The sequence below is a fragment of the Salinibacter sp. genome (assembly GCF_042218895.1).
Lineage (GTDB): Bacteria > Bacteroidota > Rhodothermia > Rhodothermales > Salinibacteraceae > Salinibacter.
In genome coordinates this window covers 1-14081 of sequence record NZ_JBDGQQ010000088.1, presented here as the reverse complement: position 1 = coordinate 14081, position 14081 = coordinate 1, and the positions used below count along the sequence as shown (strand labels likewise).

Sequence of the window (14081 nt, the reverse complement as noted above, 5' to 3'; positions counted from 1 at the left end):
GCCGGGCCCGCCCCTGGGCGTGCCACTCTACCAGGGCAGCTCAACCCGCGCCTGCCTGATCGCCGTGTAGGGTAGGCGAAGGCGTTCATCCGAAGGAAGTTCGAGTTCAATCATTTCGTCGTTTGCGTCCTTCAGGTCTCCCACGACGATTTCTTCCGCGTCTTCATCCTCAAAACGTACGCGCAACGTGCGCCCAACGTTCTTTCGGTATTGCGGCGGCATCGTCAAGGGTCGCTTAATCCCGGGTGAGGAAAGCTCCAGCTTGTAGCTTCCATCAACCACATCCTCCACATCGAGCAAAAACCCGACCTCCTTGCTGATCAGGGCGAGGTCGTCGTGGCCCATTTCCCCCTCGGAGTCGATGTACACCTCCACGACGCGCGTCCCTTTGTGACCGCGGACATCGACATCGACGAGAAAGTAATCAGTCCCAACGATGACCTCCTCAGTGAGGCCACGGACTCGATCGGCAATGCGTTGCTGAGTGGAATTCACGACCGCGGGGCGTCGAATATCGAGAATGAGCACGCTGCAGAAAAGCGCTCGACCCGACAGGCGGGACGAGCGCCCAGCACGACGCCCGCTTTCCGGCGCCGCTTTGCCGACTAGGAGGTCGGCAGTTGGCATGAGTACGAAAAGGTGGCGCCTGCGGCCACCTTTCCGCGCTGACCGTGGTCAGCGCAGCTTTGGTATCGGCATAATCGTTTGGTGAATGCTCTTCACGTGTCGTTGTTTCTCAGTGCCGTTGCTACGAAAGCCTCTTCTCGGGGGGAGACCGCCGCACACGGTTCTCAAAAAGCGCCCGGCCGGGAGGCGCTCTACGCAGGCGAAGCGTCTCTGTCCTTTTTCCCCTGCAGCAGGTAGGCCTTGATGAGCGGATCTATGTCTCCGTCGAGGACACTCTCCGCGTCGTTGATTTTGGTTTCGGTGCGGTGGTCGTTGACCACCGTATACGGGTGGAGCACATATGACCGAATTTGACTCCCCCACTCAATGCTTTTCTTTTGGCTCTCCAGTTTTTCCTTCTCCTGCTCCTGGATCTCACGCTCTGCCTGGTAGATCCGGCTTCGCAGCATCTTGCGGGCACGACGCCGATTCTGCATCTGACTCCGCTCCTCCGTGCATTCGGCGCGGATGGTCACCTCCTCGTCGTTGGAGAGTGTACCAGTCCAGATGAGCCGAACGCCAGTCGCCACCTTGTTGACGTGCTGTCCGCCCTTCCCCCCCGAACGAAAAGTCTGAAGCTCGATGTCGCCCTCGCTGAGGTCAACGTCAATGGTGTCGTCCACTTCCGGATAGACGAAGACACTGGCAAACGAGGTGTGCCGTCGGCTGTCCGAGTCGAAGGGGGAGATGCGGACTAGGCGGTGAACGCCCCCCTCACTCTTGAGAAGCCCGTAGGCGTACTCCCCCTTTATGTTGAGGGTTGCACTCTTAATCCCCGCTTCTTCCCCTGGCCGCTCGTAAAGCAGCTCGAAGTCAAACCCTTTCTCTTCGGCCCAGCGCATGTACATGCGAAGCAGCATCTCCGCCCAGTCCTGGCTTTCGGTCCCGCCCGCCCCCGGGTTGATGGTCAGAATCGCGTCTCGGGTATCATCGGGGCCATCGAGGAGGCTCTGGAGCTCGAGTCGATCGAGCTTTTCCTCTAGTACTTCGGCCTCCGCAAAAATCTCGGCCTCAAGGTCTTCGTCCTCTTCCTCGGCGAGGAGCTGGAGAGTCTCGATGTCTTCGGCCTGCTCCTTCACGTCTTCCCAGGCCTCAATCCACTCCTTCTCGCGGGCAATGCGCTGTTCGATCTCGCGCGCCCGATCCGGATCGTCCCAGAAGCCGGGCTCCATCCGCTCCTGGTTCAGCTCCTCGATCGTTACACGGCGGCCCTCTATGTCAAAGATAGCCCCCGAGCGCCTCTACGCGCTCGGCAAGACGTTCAAGATCCTCTTCTGTGTATTTCTTCATCGCAAAAAGGAAGTTGGTTCGATGACAGTCGGAGTGAGTGTGGCCTCGTATACAATGGGCAACAGGGAACGCAGTTCAGGGCTGCTTCTCCCTGTGCCACAGAAATCAGAGGGGTTGCCTCTCTCTACCGTGCAGTCCAACGCCAAACTGAGGGCTGGGGCGTTGCCGTCTTCCGGAGGAGCCTTGGGCTGTTTCGTCGAAAGGGGGAACGTGGAAGGGGTGTTCGGCGACTCCAGCCCCACTGTGTTCTGCTAGTCTCCGTGGCGCGCTACGAACCGCTTGATTCGAAAAAGGGCCTCCTCGATTTCGGCAAGCCCTGTGGCGTACGAGCACCGTACGTACCCTTCTCCGCTGGGCCCGAACGCCGTTCCCGGCACGCAGGCCACCTTTTCTTCCTCGAGCAACGTCTGGGCAAACTCTTCAGAGGAGAACCCCGTGGAGGTGATGTCGGGAAAGCAGTAAAACGCCCCCTCCGGCTCGAAGGTAGGGAGACCCGCTTCGTTTAGGCCATCAACAATGGTGCGTCGGCGCTCGTCGTAGCTCTGCCTCATCTCCTCTACCGCATCGCGGCTCTCGCGCAAGGCCGCAATGGCCCCCTCCTGCGCCACCGTGGGCGCGCTCATAATCATGTACTGATGCACCTTGTGCATCGCCTGCAGGAGGGGCTCGGGAGCGCAGGCGTACCCGATGCGCCAGCCTGTCATCGCGTAATTTTTGGAAAACCCTCCCAGGAGGACCGTTCGGGCGCGGAGCCCCCGGACCGAGGGGACGCACACGTGCCCTCGCTCATGAGCCTTCCCGTAAATGAGCTGGTCATAAATCTCATCGGAAACAACCATGAGATCGTTTTCGACGACAAGCTGCGCGATCTCCTCTAGGGTCTCCCGCCGCAGCACAGCCCCTGTTGGATTATTGGGATACCCGATAAACAGCACTTTCGACCGCTCCGTCAGATGGGGCTCGATATCCGCGGCCGTTACCTGAAAGTCATTCTCCACGGACGTGGGGACGTGCACGACCGAGCCCCCTGCAAAGCGCGCGGCGGGCCCGTACGAGACGAAGCACGGCTCTGGAATTAACACTTCGTCGCCGGGATCGAGGAGCGCCTGCATGGCCAGCTGCATGGCCTCGCTACAACCGACCGTGACGAGGACTTCTCCTTCGGAATCGTAGGAAAGGCCAAACCGCTCTTCGTAGTCTGCAGCAATCAGCGCTCGGAGTTCTGCGATCCCTGCGTTGGAGGTGTAGTTTGTGCGCCCCGCCTCCAGGGACTCGATTCCTGCGTCGAGCACTGGGTCCGGAGATACAAAGTCAGGCTCCCCGATGCCGAGGGAAATTACGTCGTCCATGGTCGCGGCAATGTCGAAGAACCGCCGGATGCCGCTTGGGGGCGTCTCCTGCACCCGTTCCGACACGTAGGAACCGAGATCTAGGGTTGCCGTGGGGGAAGCCATGAGGAAAGCGCGTCTCCGAAAAGTTTGCGTGGACTGTCAGCAGGCATACGTACTCCATCAATTCGGGGAGGTTCACCATCCGACCGGTCCCTTCCTCAGTTCAATGCAACCCAGATGCGTTCCCCTCAACGTAGGTGCTCCCAACCGAGGTCGATCTCTCAGGGATTGTAATTTGGCCCCGACGGCAGCTAGGTTTGAGACGATTGGCACTTTCTCGATGGTCCTCACCAAATCTCGATTCGTCCCATGCCTGACACGTTCGAAAATTACGTCAATGGCGACTGGAGGGAAGCATCCTCTCGTCAGACCTTCGAAAACCGAAACCCGGCAGCCCCCAGCGATCTCATCGGGCACTTTCCGGACTCGGGTCCGGCCGACATTGACGAAGCGGCTGAGGCTGCGCAGAATGCCCTCAGCGATTGGAGTCGCACGCCCGCCCCTTCCCGAGGGAAAATCCTCCGAGTGGCCGGCGACCTTCTTGCGGAGCGGAAGGAAGACATTGCCCAGTCGATGACCCGTGAGATGGGCAAGCCGTTCTTTGAAACCAAGGGCGATGTCCAGGAGGCCATCGACACGGCCTACTATGCAGCGAGCGAAACGCGGCGGCTCTTTGGCACGACCGTCCCGAGCGAACTGCCCGACAAGATGAACATGGCAATTCGCCGCCCACTCGGCGTCTGCGGCATCATTACGGCCTGGAATTTTCCGGTAGCCGTTCCCTCCTGGAAGATTTTTCCCGCCCTAGCCGCCGGCAACACCATTCTGTTCAAGCCCAGTGAGGACGCCCCGCACAGCGGACTACGCTTCGTGCAGACCCTGATCGACGCCGGGATTCCGGACGGGGTCATCAACGTGGTTCACGGGGCCGACGAGGCCGGAAGGGCGCTCGTTGAGCATCCCAAGGTGGACGCCATCGGGTTCACCGGCTCCTACGAGGTGGGCACCTCCATCGCCGAAACCTGTGGTCGCCTGAACAAGCCCGTGTCGCTCGAAATGGGGGGGAAGAACCCAATGATCGTCATGGACGACGCTGATCTCGACCTCGCACTGGAGGGAGCCATCTGGGGGGCGTTCGGCACAACGGGACAGCGCTGCACGGCGACGAGCCGGCTCATCTGCCACGAAGAAATCCATGACCAGTTCGTGGACATGATCCGGGACGAAGCCGAAACGCTCGTCCTTGGGGATGGGAACGACGAGGGGACCGACGTGGGTCCTCTCATTAACCAGGCCGCCGCGGAGAAGGTAGCCCACTACGTAGAGGTCGGTGAGGAGGAGGGGGCCACCCTTGAGATGGGAGGCTCCCCAACCACCGTGGAGGGCCTCGACGGCCACTTCTTCGAGCCTACGCTCTTCACGGACGTCACGCCCAGCATGACGATCGCACAGGAGGAAATCTTCGGCCCGGTGCTCTCCGTTTTCAAGGTAAGCTCCTACGAGGAGGCCATCGACGTAGCGAACAACACGAAGTTTGGCCTGTCATCTTCGATCTACACCGAAGATGTGCAGAAAAGCTTTCGGGCCATGCGTGACCTCGAAGCAGGCATCACCTACGTCAACGGCCCAACGATTGGGGCCGAGGCGCACATGCCCTTCGGGGGGGTAAAAGGCACAGGAAATGGGACGCGTGACGGGGGCTACGCCGCCTTCGAGTTCTGGACGGAGCACAAAACGATCTACATCGACTACTCCGGCCAGCTACAAAAAGCCCAGATGGACTCAGTGGAAGACTGAGCGATTCTGTAGCGGTGCGAGGGAGACCAGCGGGTGGTGATCGACGTCACCACCCGTTTTCTTCTTCCGCAGCCTCCCTTCGTCCGGCGGAGTGGAACGGACCGTTTTCCTGCGATCTACTCGTCGTCCCGGAGATACTCATTCCCTTCTCGGTTCCGGACGACGGCCTTGAAGGTGTCGTCCTCCTGCTGAGCGGAGCGAACGATCACGTTTTCCTTTCCGAACCGACGGTAAAGGAGGTTCCGCAGGTTCTGGATGTCATTCTTCTCAAGGTCGGAAAGCACAATCGATTCGTCTTCATCGATCTCACTCCATTTCTGAGCAACGGGCTCGTATCTGGACGTGCGTCCTCGCCCACCACCAGCTCCAAGTTCACGCTCGGCCTCTTCCTTATCTTTTACCTCCATCTGAAAATCCGCTTCCATAGTTTTCAATATGATCATTGATGGGGACTCTCTGACAGGATAATTGTACAGGAGACGGACGGTTCCTGCCTTTGTCCTCTTTCATACGATGTCTAAACCTCTCATCGCTGAGTCAAGTGTAGTCCACGTTAATGTTCCTTCCCATCAGTGCTGATGTGGACGGAAGACTATGTGCCGACATTCAGCACATACCCGTGCTCGATCTCACCCGCTCGTCGACCGCCAATGAACACGACGGACTTGAGGTGCTCGACTTGATCGAATCGTTCCTCTACCTCGCACAACGTGACGGTAGCTTCCGGAAAGTCCGACGACAACTGTCTACATGGGGCCTCTAGACTCGTGCGATCTTCCAGTGCACCTGCGACGGCGAATCGCAGTGCCGGTAGTGCGTCACTCTCCTCCGTTTCTTCTATCGGATGGGGTTCGAAATTGTGATTCTCGAGGGTCGGGTGTACGCGCACGGCTTCTGGATCATCGGGGTTAGAAACCAGCAGGTACGTTACAACAGTGGCCATTTTTGATGATTGGGGTGTGTGCGAGTCACAGACGTTGAGTCGCCCCTGCGGAAAGCCGCCTTTTCCACCGCGATGTTACTTCGGCCGGGTCGACCTCAAGATCTTGGACCGCTCACCGTCGGGGCGCAGGTCCACCAGATTGGCGTCGGGAATGTGTCGGGCGTGGACGAGGGCTCCGAGCGGTATCCAGGAGCCCCCCGCGTCAAGGACCGCGCTGTCACTCGTCACGACCAGACTCTCTGATTCGCAAAGCACGTCGTCGACGTTGTCCCTCACGACGACGGTCCAGGAGGCGGTCCTGTCTTCGAGCTTCGCCTTCACCCGTCCTACGTTCGACACGGACTGATCGAGGTGCCAGACGGTGTTCTTCGGGGCTAAGGCCTGGAGCGTATCGGCCAGGAGTGAGATGGCAGGGTCGGTTTGACGAACGACGCGGTAGGTCCCCCTTAGCGGGTTCACGTCCCGGTACGCTGTGTCCCGGCCTACAAAGAGGTACGCGCCCCCAAGCGCGGCTTCAATGGTGATGAGAACATTGAAGGCATCGATGTCAACCCGCTGCCCTGCAGCCTCCCGGGGCTGAACCCGGGTCTGGAGACGACGAGCGCGAGCACTGTCGCTGCAGGCGGAGCGACCCACAGCGTTTCGTTGGCGGCGCTTCAGGCGATACCGATTCCCAACGAGCTCCCGTGCCGACGACCGCCCGTATCCCCGAGTGCATAGCCACGACAGGTCCCGCACGGCGGCCCGGAGCCGGGGCCACTGAGAGGGACCGAACTGCTCAGCATCCTCGGGATGGGCACCACGGTTCGAAGGCATGGCTGCGCCGCGCCTGTGTCACTTGGAGTCAGGATGCTCTCGGTAGCGGCTTACGTTCGCTTACGGGCCACGCCCCCGTCTCTTGCCGTCTGGGAGACAGCCTCCGAGACCCGTGTGACGACCTCTTTGTCAAACACGCTCGGAATGATGTAGTCGGCAGTCAAACTGCGGTCGTCAATCGTGTCGGCGATGGCCTCGGCGGCCGCAATCTTCATTTCATCGGTAATGTCGGTGGCTCGGCAGTCCAGCGCGCCCTTGAACAGCCCCGGGAAGCAGAGCACATTGTTGATTTGATTCGGATAGTCGCTGCGCCCCGTCGCCATGACCGCAACGTGCGGATAGGCAATTTCGGGCATGATTTCGGGCTTCGGGTTCGCCATCGCAAATACAATTGGCTCCTGAGCCATCTTCTTGAGGTCGTCCACGTCAAGAACGCCCGGTCCGCTAAGCCCGATAAACACGTCGGCTCCCTCAACGGCATCAGACAGGGTGCGGTCGTCCCCGGAGGGGTTCGTCATTTCAACATATTCCTGCTTTGCCTCGCTGAGATCGTCCCGCTCTGCCGTGACGGCGCCCTGCCGGTCGACCCCTACGATTTGCTCAACGCCCATTTGCAGAAGCATCTCCGTAACTGCCGTTCCGGCGGCCCCGATGCCCACCATGGCGACCTTAATTTCGTCGAGACGCTTGTCGACGACCTGTAGCGCGTTGAGGAGGGCCGCAACGGTCACGACAGCCGTGCCGTGCTGGTCGTCGTGGAAGACCGGGATGTCCAGCTCGTCCTTGAGCCGTTCTTCGATGGCGAAGCAGCGAGGGGCCGCAATGTCCTCTAGATTAATCCCGCCAAACGCCGGGGCAATTCGCCGCACTGTTTCGACGATCTCGTCGACCCCCGTGGTGTCGAGACAGACCGGAAAGCCATTTACGTCCGCAAACTCCTTGAGAAGCTGTGCCTTTCCCTCCATCACCGGCATTGCGGCCCCGGATCCCAGATCGCCAAGTCCGAGAATCGCCGTGCCGTCGGACACGACGGCCACAGTGTTGCTCTTAATCGTCAGGCGATGTGTGTCCTCCGGACTTTCGTGAATGGCTTCGCAGACCCGCGCCACTCCCGGTGTGTAAGCCATCGAGAGCTGATCACGGGTGCGGAGGGGAGTTTTGCTCTCTACTTCCAGCTTCCCTCCCAGGTGGAGGAGAAACGTCCGGTCGGAGACGTTGACCACCTCGACACCATCGATTCCCTGGACTTCTTCGACGATCGTCTGGGCGTGCTCGTCGCTTCGGGTATTGATCGTAATGTCCCGCACAAGCTCCTCCTCCCCGGCCCGCACGATGTCGATGGCCCCGATGTTACCCCCGTATTCTCCGATTGCCGAGGTCACCTTCGCGAGCATCCCGGGGCGATTCTCGATCATTAGTCGCACCGTGATGGAATTGCTGGCGCTGGGCAGGTATTCCTGGTTGTCCTCCATAGAACGTGTGGGCGTCTGCTCAGAAAAGTAGCGTGAGCTGGTTTCCTTGGGGCGAGTACGGCCCTGCTTTTCGAGAGACCAAGTGGCGTTGCTGTGCGAACGAAAGAAAAGGGACGGCTTCCAGAGGGGAAGCCGTCCCTTGCAGACCGTACTCGCTGAAAAGATCGGAGCGGAGGCAGTCTTGAACTAGCTGCTTACCGAACCGGTGTCATCGTATTCTTCGAGGGCGTCGGAGATCTCTTCCGCGTAGGCGGGGCCAATGCCAGAGAGATCCTCGAGGTCGTCGACCTCGCGGAGCTCAGCCAACGAGGATACGCCTGTGTTCTCAAGGCGGCCGGTGCGGGGAAAGCCGTCCGGGAAGCCGTCCGTCTCGACGAACTCAGGCTCGGATTGGAGGTCTTCGTCGGCTTCGGTCTCGGAGGGATCCTCGGCCTCCTCTTCCTCTTCTTCCTCAGCCTCAGACGTGACCTCCTGAGCGGCCTGCTCGGCCTGCTCGACCGCTTCGCGGGACTCGGACTCCTCCTCTTCCATTTCGCGTCGGAGGTCAGCCAGTCCAGAGAGTTCGCCGAGCGTAGTGGGACCGGTCGCCGGCTCCTCTTCGGTCTCTTCCTGGTGGTCGCGAACAGCCTCCTGGCGTTCGCGCTCCTTCTCGCGGCGTTCGCGCTCTTCTTCCTCCCTCTCTTCTTCGCGCTCTGCTTCTTCCTTCGCGGTTTCGCTGAGGACGATGTCTTTCTGATCCTTGTCGAAGCGGATCACTTGGAGGTCAAGCTCATCGCCCTGATGGTAGTGGTTCTTGAACCCGTCCGGGCCATTCTTGAGTTCGCTCCCCGGAACGAACGCTTCCACGTCGAGCGGAAGCTGTACGACGAGGCCCTTGTCCTCCACGCGGACAACCTCGCCGGTGGTGTCGTTGCCCTCCTCGTAAGCGTCCGCAAACTGGTCCCACGGATTAGTCTTCACCTGCTTGTGACCAAGGGAGATCCGGCGCCGGTCCTCGTCGATGTTCAGAATCACCACGTCGAGCTCCTGCCCCTCCTCCACCATGTCACCCGGGTGGCGAATTTTCTTCGTCCAGGACAGGTCCGAAACGTGCACGAGCCCGTCGATTCCCGGCTCAATCTCGACGAAGACGCCGAAGTTGGTGATGTTGCGGACCGTTCCGGTGAGCACCGTGCCGGCCGGATACCGATCGCTGATTCCCTCCCAGGGATCGGGCTCCAGCTGCTTCATCCCGAGGGAAATCTTCTGCTCGTCCTCATCAATGTTTAGGATCTTGACGTCGACGACCTGCCCGAGCGACACCATCTGGCTGGGATGCTCGATGTGGCGCGTCCACGACATTTCGCTGATGTGGACGAGTCCCTCAATGCCCTTCTCGATCTCGACAAACGCCCCGTAGTTGGTAATCGAGACGACTTTGCCCTCAACGACGTCCCCCTCCTCGTACTTGTCCCCAACCTTGTCCCAGGGATGGTCCTGGAGCTGTTTCAGGCCCAGTGAGATGCGCTGGCGTTCTTCCTCGTAGTCGAGGACGACCACCTCAAGCTCCTGATCGAGCTCGACGATCTCGCTCGGGTGGGAAACGCGTCCCCAGGAGAGATCCGTGATGTGCAGGAGCCCGTCGACACCGCCGAGGTCGATGAAGACGCCAAAGTCGACGATGTTCTTGACCGTGCCCTTGAGGACCTGACCAACCTCGAGCTCCTCAAGAATCTCCTGTCGCTGCTCCTCAAGCTCGTGCTCGATGAGCTCCCGGTGGGAAACGACGATGTTGTCGTTCTCCGGATTGAGCTTGACGATCTTGAATTCCATTCGCTGGCCCAGGTACGACTCGAAGTCGCGAACCGGGCGCACGTCGATCTGCGAGCCGGGCAGAAAGGCCTCCATGCCGTCGAAGAGCTCCACGATCATTCCTCCCTTGATGCGGCGGACAATTTCGCCCTCCACGACCTCCTCGTTCTCGTAGATCTCTTCAACTCGTCGCCAGCGCCGGACCTCATCGGCCCGCTCTTTCGACAGGACCAGTTGTCCGTCCCGGTCTTCCTTCAGTTCCAGATAGACCTCAACGGTATCACCGGGATGGATTTCGTCGAACTCACCACGGGGAACGATCCCGTCACTCTTGTACCCGATGTCGATGACCACAAAGTCCTCGTCAACGCGGAGCACACGGCCCTCCACGATGTCCTGCTCCCGGACGTCGATGGACGTTTCGTCGACGACTTCGCGGAACTGATCGTAGACCGGATCGTCCCTCTGCGACGATTGATCCCCCTCAAGCTCATCGAGAGAGACAGTCTGGCCGTGGGTCTCTCCCATGAATCCTTGAGCCTCCTCCGTTCGCTCCAACTCGTCGGGCGAGACGGTGCGGACGGGCTCCTCGAATTCAGAGACATCAACCTCAGCCTCGTCACCGGATGGGATTTCCAGGTCCTGGGAGGCCTCCTCGACGGCCTCTTCCAGGATTCGGCTCACGAAGCCCGGTTCCTGAGGAGGGTCCTCAACCTCGGATTCGTCATCCGCAGATTCGTCGTCCGCGGCGGGCGGCGGATCGGTTTGCGAATCGGTGGGTGTTCCGCCCGATTCCGAATCATCGGCTTGCTGCCCATCGGAAGACCCAGGGGCATCTGTCGTCTCGCCATCCGCGGGATCCGCCTCGACGGCCTCAGAGACCTCCGATGCCTCCTCGGCAGGAGATGCAGATTGGGGAGAGTTCGGGGGGTTCTGTGTGTCGTCCTTTGATGCAACTTGCTCTTGTTCTGCCATATACGTGATTTGGGTTTGCGACGCGCTGGGTGGTTTCGCGTGCCAGCAACGGGTGTGTTTGTACCTGTTCGGACCTGACCTTCCGACAGGGAAAGATGGAATGTGCGTGTGCGTCGGAAGCCCAAACGGCACCGTCTGGGCGACACAGACCTGGCGTCAGGGAAAAGAGCCCGGGAGGGGCTGCCGTCAGGACGCACTTTGACGGACGAGGTTGTATAAGGCCGGGCCGTCTACGTTCCCTGAGGAAAACGTGCTTTAACGTGATCTACGACAAATGCTACCTGTTCCGCGATCGTGCGGTCAGTGGTGTCAAGAAGAATGGCGTCCTCCGCCCGCCGAAGAGGAGCAATGTCCCGGTTTCGGTCCCGGCGATCTCGTTCCTCAATCTCGGCCCGCACCTCTTCGAGTGAGATCTGTTGGCCCGCCTCTTCGTACTCCTGCTTCCGGCGCCGGGCCCGCTCGTCGAGGTCGGCGACCATGAAGATCTTCACGTCGGCGTCCGGGAAGACGACGGTGCCCGTGTCACGCCCGTCCAGCACCACGCCCCCGTGAGCCTCCGCCTTTTCGTGGCCGATTCGGCGCTGCTCGTCGACCATGTGGGTCCGCACCGGCGCCAGGGTCGAAATCTGGCTTACAACCCCTCCCACCTCGGCCGTTCGGAGGTCGTCGGTAACGTCCTGCCCGTTCAGGAAGACGTGCATGCCGTCAGCCTCGTAGCGCACGTCTATGTCGGTGCTCGGCAGGACGGCGGTTGCCCCTTCGGACGTCGCCTCGGCCCCCGCCCGCAGAAAGGCCAGGGCAACGGCCCGATACATGGCACCGGTGTCGAGGTAGACGTATCCGAGGCGGAACGCGGCGCGCCGGGCAGTGGTGCTTTTGCCGGATCCGGCCGGGCCGTCGATGGTAACAATCACGTCACTGTGCGTATGCCGGTGAGATCGACCGAGAGGATAATCAGGGGCACTATGGCTGCCGGGTCGTACCGCCAACCTCCTCGCTGACGACGGTAATCGGAGAGGGATACTGAAGCGGACCGAGAGCCGTGTCGACCGTCGGTTGAACGCGGAGTTTGAGGGTCTGCGGCGGTGCGTCTCCCGCGAGGGCAGAGGCGATGTTCACCAGACCCTGTAGGTTGTCGTCAAAAAAGCGGATGAGGTCGAGTTCGATCTGGAGGGAGATGTCCTTCGGGTTCCCAGGCGGCAACACCACCTCCCGGTTGAACCGTCCGGATACCGTTTCCTTTTCCTCCAGGAGCAGTGTCCAGTCCATCTCCGTAAGCCGGGCGTCGACGTTGTTCGAGGCCGGGTTAGTAGCCTGTATGTGGAGGACGAAGGACAGTGGCAGCTCCCCCTCCGATAGTGCTGCCCCTAACCGTAGAACGTCCGCCGAGCGCAGTTCGTCGTACGACTGGAGATTGGTTATGTCCACCCCAGCCAACCGCGTTTGGGAAACCCGCTCAATCTGGAAATTCACCTTCCGGAGGTTCGAAACCTCTCGGAGCGTCGCACAGCCCACAATGCTCATCACGAGAAGGCCAGTGGCCAGGAGAACGTACCAATGAGGGGGGACGGTTCGCATTAGAGGCGGGGAACGGTAGGGTTAGTGGTTAGGAAACAGGGGCTTTGGCCGCGAATTGCACTAGATGTTCTCGTCGATGCCCGTCGCTTGGTTTTTTCCAAACCTCTCCACCAGTTGTCAGATGCGCAAGCTCAGTTGGGATGAAATCGAGCGCCCAGATCCCGAAGACGTCACCACCCTCCCCAAGCATCCCGTTCGGCTCGTGGTCCACAACGTGCGATCGATCCACAACGTCGGTTCGATGTTTCGCACCTCCGACGCGGCCCGGATCGAGCACGTGCACCTCACCGGATTTACCGGCACGCCCGAGCACAAAGACCTTCACAAAACCGCGCTGGGAGCGCAGGACACCGTCGAGTGGAGCCAGCACGACGAGGCAGTGCCCCTGCTCCACGATCTTCGGTCCGACGGCTACACCCTTGCCGCGTTGGAACAAACCGATGAGACGAGGCGACCTCGTCGGATGAGAGCCGAGGACTATCCAGTGGCACTCGTGGTTGGCAACGAAGTTCGGGGCATCGAGCCCGCGCTTCTCGACGTGGTGGATTTGGCCCTCGAAATTCCACAGTATGGGGCGAAGATCTCCCTCAACGTGAGCGTTGCCTACGGCATCGCCGCGTACGACCTAATTCGGCGGTACCGAACCCTCTTCGGACCGCCGGGCACCCCGGACCGTGTGGAATGACATTCTCGGGCGGACCCGCCTCATCCTGCAGGAGACCGCCACGCGGAGAAGGACTCTCAGGAAAATAACGCTGGCGGGAAGAGTGCTGGAACTTTCTCCTTATTCAATCTTAACATTTTGTCAGATCTGACATGCATTTTTCTTCGTCAAACGCTAGGACCGCAGATAGTATTCGCTCGGCATGAGAGGTCTCCGCCCTTCTCCACTGTTCCTTGTCGTCCTGCTGCCTGTGGCGGTCTTCGCCGGGGGCTGCGCCTCCACTCAGTCCACCGGAGGTAACCCTGCGGCTCTGGAAGCGGCCATTGGCACGTGGAGGTACCAAGTCACGGGCATCGCTCCCCTCGATCAGGGCACCTTTCGGATCGCCGTGAAGGACGGCCGTCTGCAGGGGATCGTGCGCGATCGGCAACGGGGACGCTTCAAGGCCCGGGTCGACGTGAACGACTCGCGGATGGAATTGACTGTTGGCCGTCTCCACATCTCCGGCCAGATCGAAAATGGACAGTTCAGTGGGTTTCTTCGTCTCCGAAAGTGGGACGTGTCGGTGTCGAGTCGGCGGCGACGGAGCCGGTCGGGATCCTCTACGGCCCCTCTGTACGCCGAGCGCATCCGGAGCGGTGTTGCCGGTGACGCCGTCCCCGCGCTGGAGTGCACGTCCATCCTCCGCGAGACGGACG

Annotated in this window: 14 protein-coding genes; 4 read left to right on the top strand and 10 right to left on the bottom strand. The window is 60.4% G+C overall.

Features of this window, described 5'->3' with window-relative positions; genetic code table 11:
- Nucleotides 1-27: 27 nt before the first annotated feature.
- Together rimP and prfB are read right to left on the bottom strand one after the other, a co-directional pair.
- Nucleotides 28-627, bottom strand: a complete 600-nt coding sequence (rimP, locus tag ABEL04_RS08150) for a ribosome maturation factor RimP (protein ID WP_375801892.1) — start codon at nt 625-627, stop codon at nt 28-30.
- A gap of 191 nt (nt 628-818) precedes the next feature.
- A protein-coding gene (gene prfB / locus ABEL04_RS08145; RefSeq protein WP_375801891.1) for a peptide chain release factor 2 occupies nt 819-1956 on the bottom strand; the annotation gives its coding sequence in 2 pieces (ribosomal slippage) (nt 819-1886 and nt 1888-1956; 1137 coding nt in all).
- Here prfB and ABEL04_RS08140 point away from each other — a divergent pair.
- Nucleotides 1882-2211, top strand: coding sequence for a hypothetical protein (locus ABEL04_RS08140; protein ID WP_375801906.1), 330 nt, complete (start codon nt 1882-1884; stop codon nt 2209-2211). The two genes, prfB and ABEL04_RS08140, sit on opposite strands and share 75 nt — an antisense overlap.
- Here ABEL04_RS08140 and ABEL04_RS08135 read toward each other — a convergent pair.
- On the bottom strand, nt 2208-3410 hold the full coding sequence (locus ABEL04_RS08135) for a pyridoxal phosphate-dependent aminotransferase (protein WP_375801890.1): 1203 nt from the start codon (nt 3408-3410) through the stop codon (nt 2208-2210). The genes ABEL04_RS08140 and ABEL04_RS08135 overlap by 4 nt on opposite strands.
- 246 nt (nt 3411-3656) lie before the next feature.
- On the opposite strand from ABEL04_RS08135, the gene ABEL04_RS08130 reads away from it, so the two are divergent.
- Entirely contained in the window at nt 3657-5144 is a 1488-nt protein-coding gene (locus ABEL04_RS08130; RefSeq protein ID WP_375801889.1) for an aldehyde dehydrogenase family protein, read from the top strand.
- Nucleotides 5145-5260: 116 nt separating this feature from the next.
- On the opposite strand, the gene ABEL04_RS08125 is transcribed toward ABEL04_RS08130, so the two are convergent.
- From ABEL04_RS08125 to ABEL04_RS08095, 7 genes are all read right to left on the bottom strand, one after another.
- Complete coding sequence (locus ABEL04_RS08125; protein WP_375801888.1) at nt 5261-5569, bottom strand: hypothetical protein; 309 nt, start codon at nt 5567-5569, stop codon at nt 5261-5263.
- Nucleotides 5570-5736: 167 nt separating this feature from the next.
- A complete protein-coding gene (locus ABEL04_RS08120) occupies nt 5737-6087 on the bottom strand; it encodes a hypothetical protein (RefSeq protein ID WP_375801887.1) in 351 nt (116 codons plus the stop codon).
- A gap of 75 nt (nt 6088-6162) precedes the next feature.
- Nucleotides 6163-6903 carry a DUF434 domain-containing protein gene (locus ABEL04_RS08115; RefSeq protein ID WP_375801886.1) on the bottom strand — a complete coding sequence of 247 codons (741 nt, stop codon included), beginning with the start codon at nt 6901-6903 and terminating at the stop codon, nt 6163-6165.
- Between the two features lie 50 nt (nt 6904-6953).
- Entirely contained in the window at nt 6954-8375 is a 1422-nt protein-coding gene (locus ABEL04_RS08110) for a malic enzyme-like NAD(P)-binding protein (protein ID WP_375801885.1), read from the bottom strand.
- A 186-nt stretch (nt 8376-8561) separates the two neighbouring features.
- Entirely contained in the window at nt 8562-11141 is a 2580-nt protein-coding gene (rpsA, locus tag ABEL04_RS08105; protein WP_375801884.1) for a 30S ribosomal protein S1, read from the bottom strand.
- A 230-nt stretch (nt 11142-11371) separates the two neighbouring features.
- A complete protein-coding gene (cmk, locus tag ABEL04_RS08100; protein ID WP_375801883.1) occupies nt 11372-12055 on the bottom strand; it encodes a (d)CMP kinase in 684 nt (227 codons plus the stop codon).
- 49 nt (nt 12056-12104) lie between these two features.
- On the bottom strand, nt 12105-12719 hold the full coding sequence (locus ABEL04_RS08095) for a hypothetical protein (protein WP_375801882.1): 615 nt from the start codon (nt 12717-12719) through the stop codon (nt 12105-12107).
- A 121-nt stretch (nt 12720-12840) separates the two neighbouring features.
- Here ABEL04_RS08095 and ABEL04_RS08090 point away from each other — a divergent pair, with 121 nt between their 5' ends.
- The gene (locus ABEL04_RS08090) at nt 12841-13404 is read left to right on the top strand and encodes a TrmH family RNA methyltransferase (protein ID WP_375801881.1); all 564 of its coding nucleotides are present in this window, start codon (nt 12841-12843) and stop codon (nt 13402-13404) included.
- Nucleotides 13405-13585: 181 nt separating this feature from the next.
- Nucleotides 13586-14081 (top strand): hypothetical protein (locus ABEL04_RS08085; protein ID WP_375801880.1); only part of this gene is annotated, 496 nt, incomplete at its 3' end.

Excerpts from the sequence above, each read along its gene's own strand:
- rimP (WP_375801892.1), bottom strand. The coding sequence starts at position 627 with ATGCCAACTGCCGACCTCCTAGTCGGCAAAGCGGCGCCGGAAAGCGGG.
- ABEL04_RS08140 (WP_375801906.1), top strand. The coding sequence starts at position 1,882 with ATGTCAAAGATAGCCCCCGAGCGCCTCTACGCGCTCGGCAAGACGTTC.
- ABEL04_RS08135 (WP_375801890.1), bottom strand. The coding sequence starts at position 3,410 with ATGGCTTCCCCCACGGCAACCCTAGATCTCGGTTCCTACGTGTCGGAA.
- ABEL04_RS08130 (WP_375801889.1), top strand. The coding sequence starts at position 3,657 with ATGCCTGACACGTTCGAAAATTACGTCAATGGCGACTGGAGGGAAGCA.
- ABEL04_RS08125 (WP_375801888.1), bottom strand. The coding sequence starts at position 5,569 with ATGGAAGCGGATTTTCAGATGGAGGTAAAAGATAAGGAAGAGGCCGAG.
- ABEL04_RS08120 (WP_375801887.1), bottom strand. The coding sequence starts at position 6,087 with ATGGCCACTGTTGTAACGTACCTGCTGGTTTCTAACCCCGATGATCCA.
- ABEL04_RS08115 (WP_375801886.1), bottom strand. The coding sequence starts at position 6,903 with ATGCCTTCGAACCGTGGTGCCCATCCCGAGGATGCTGAGCAGTTCGGT.
- ABEL04_RS08110 (WP_375801885.1), bottom strand. The coding sequence starts at position 8,375 with ATGGAGGACAACCAGGAATACCTGCCCAGCGCCAGCAATTCCATCACG.
- rpsA (WP_375801884.1), bottom strand. The coding sequence starts at position 11,141 with ATGGCAGAACAAGAGCAAGTTGCATCAAAGGACGACACACAGAACCCC.
- ABEL04_RS08095 (WP_375801882.1), bottom strand. The coding sequence starts at position 12,719 with ATGCGAACCGTCCCCCCTCATTGGTACGTTCTCCTGGCCACTGGCCTT.
- ABEL04_RS08090 (WP_375801881.1), top strand. The coding sequence starts at position 12,841 with ATGCGCAAGCTCAGTTGGGATGAAATCGAGCGCCCAGATCCCGAAGAC.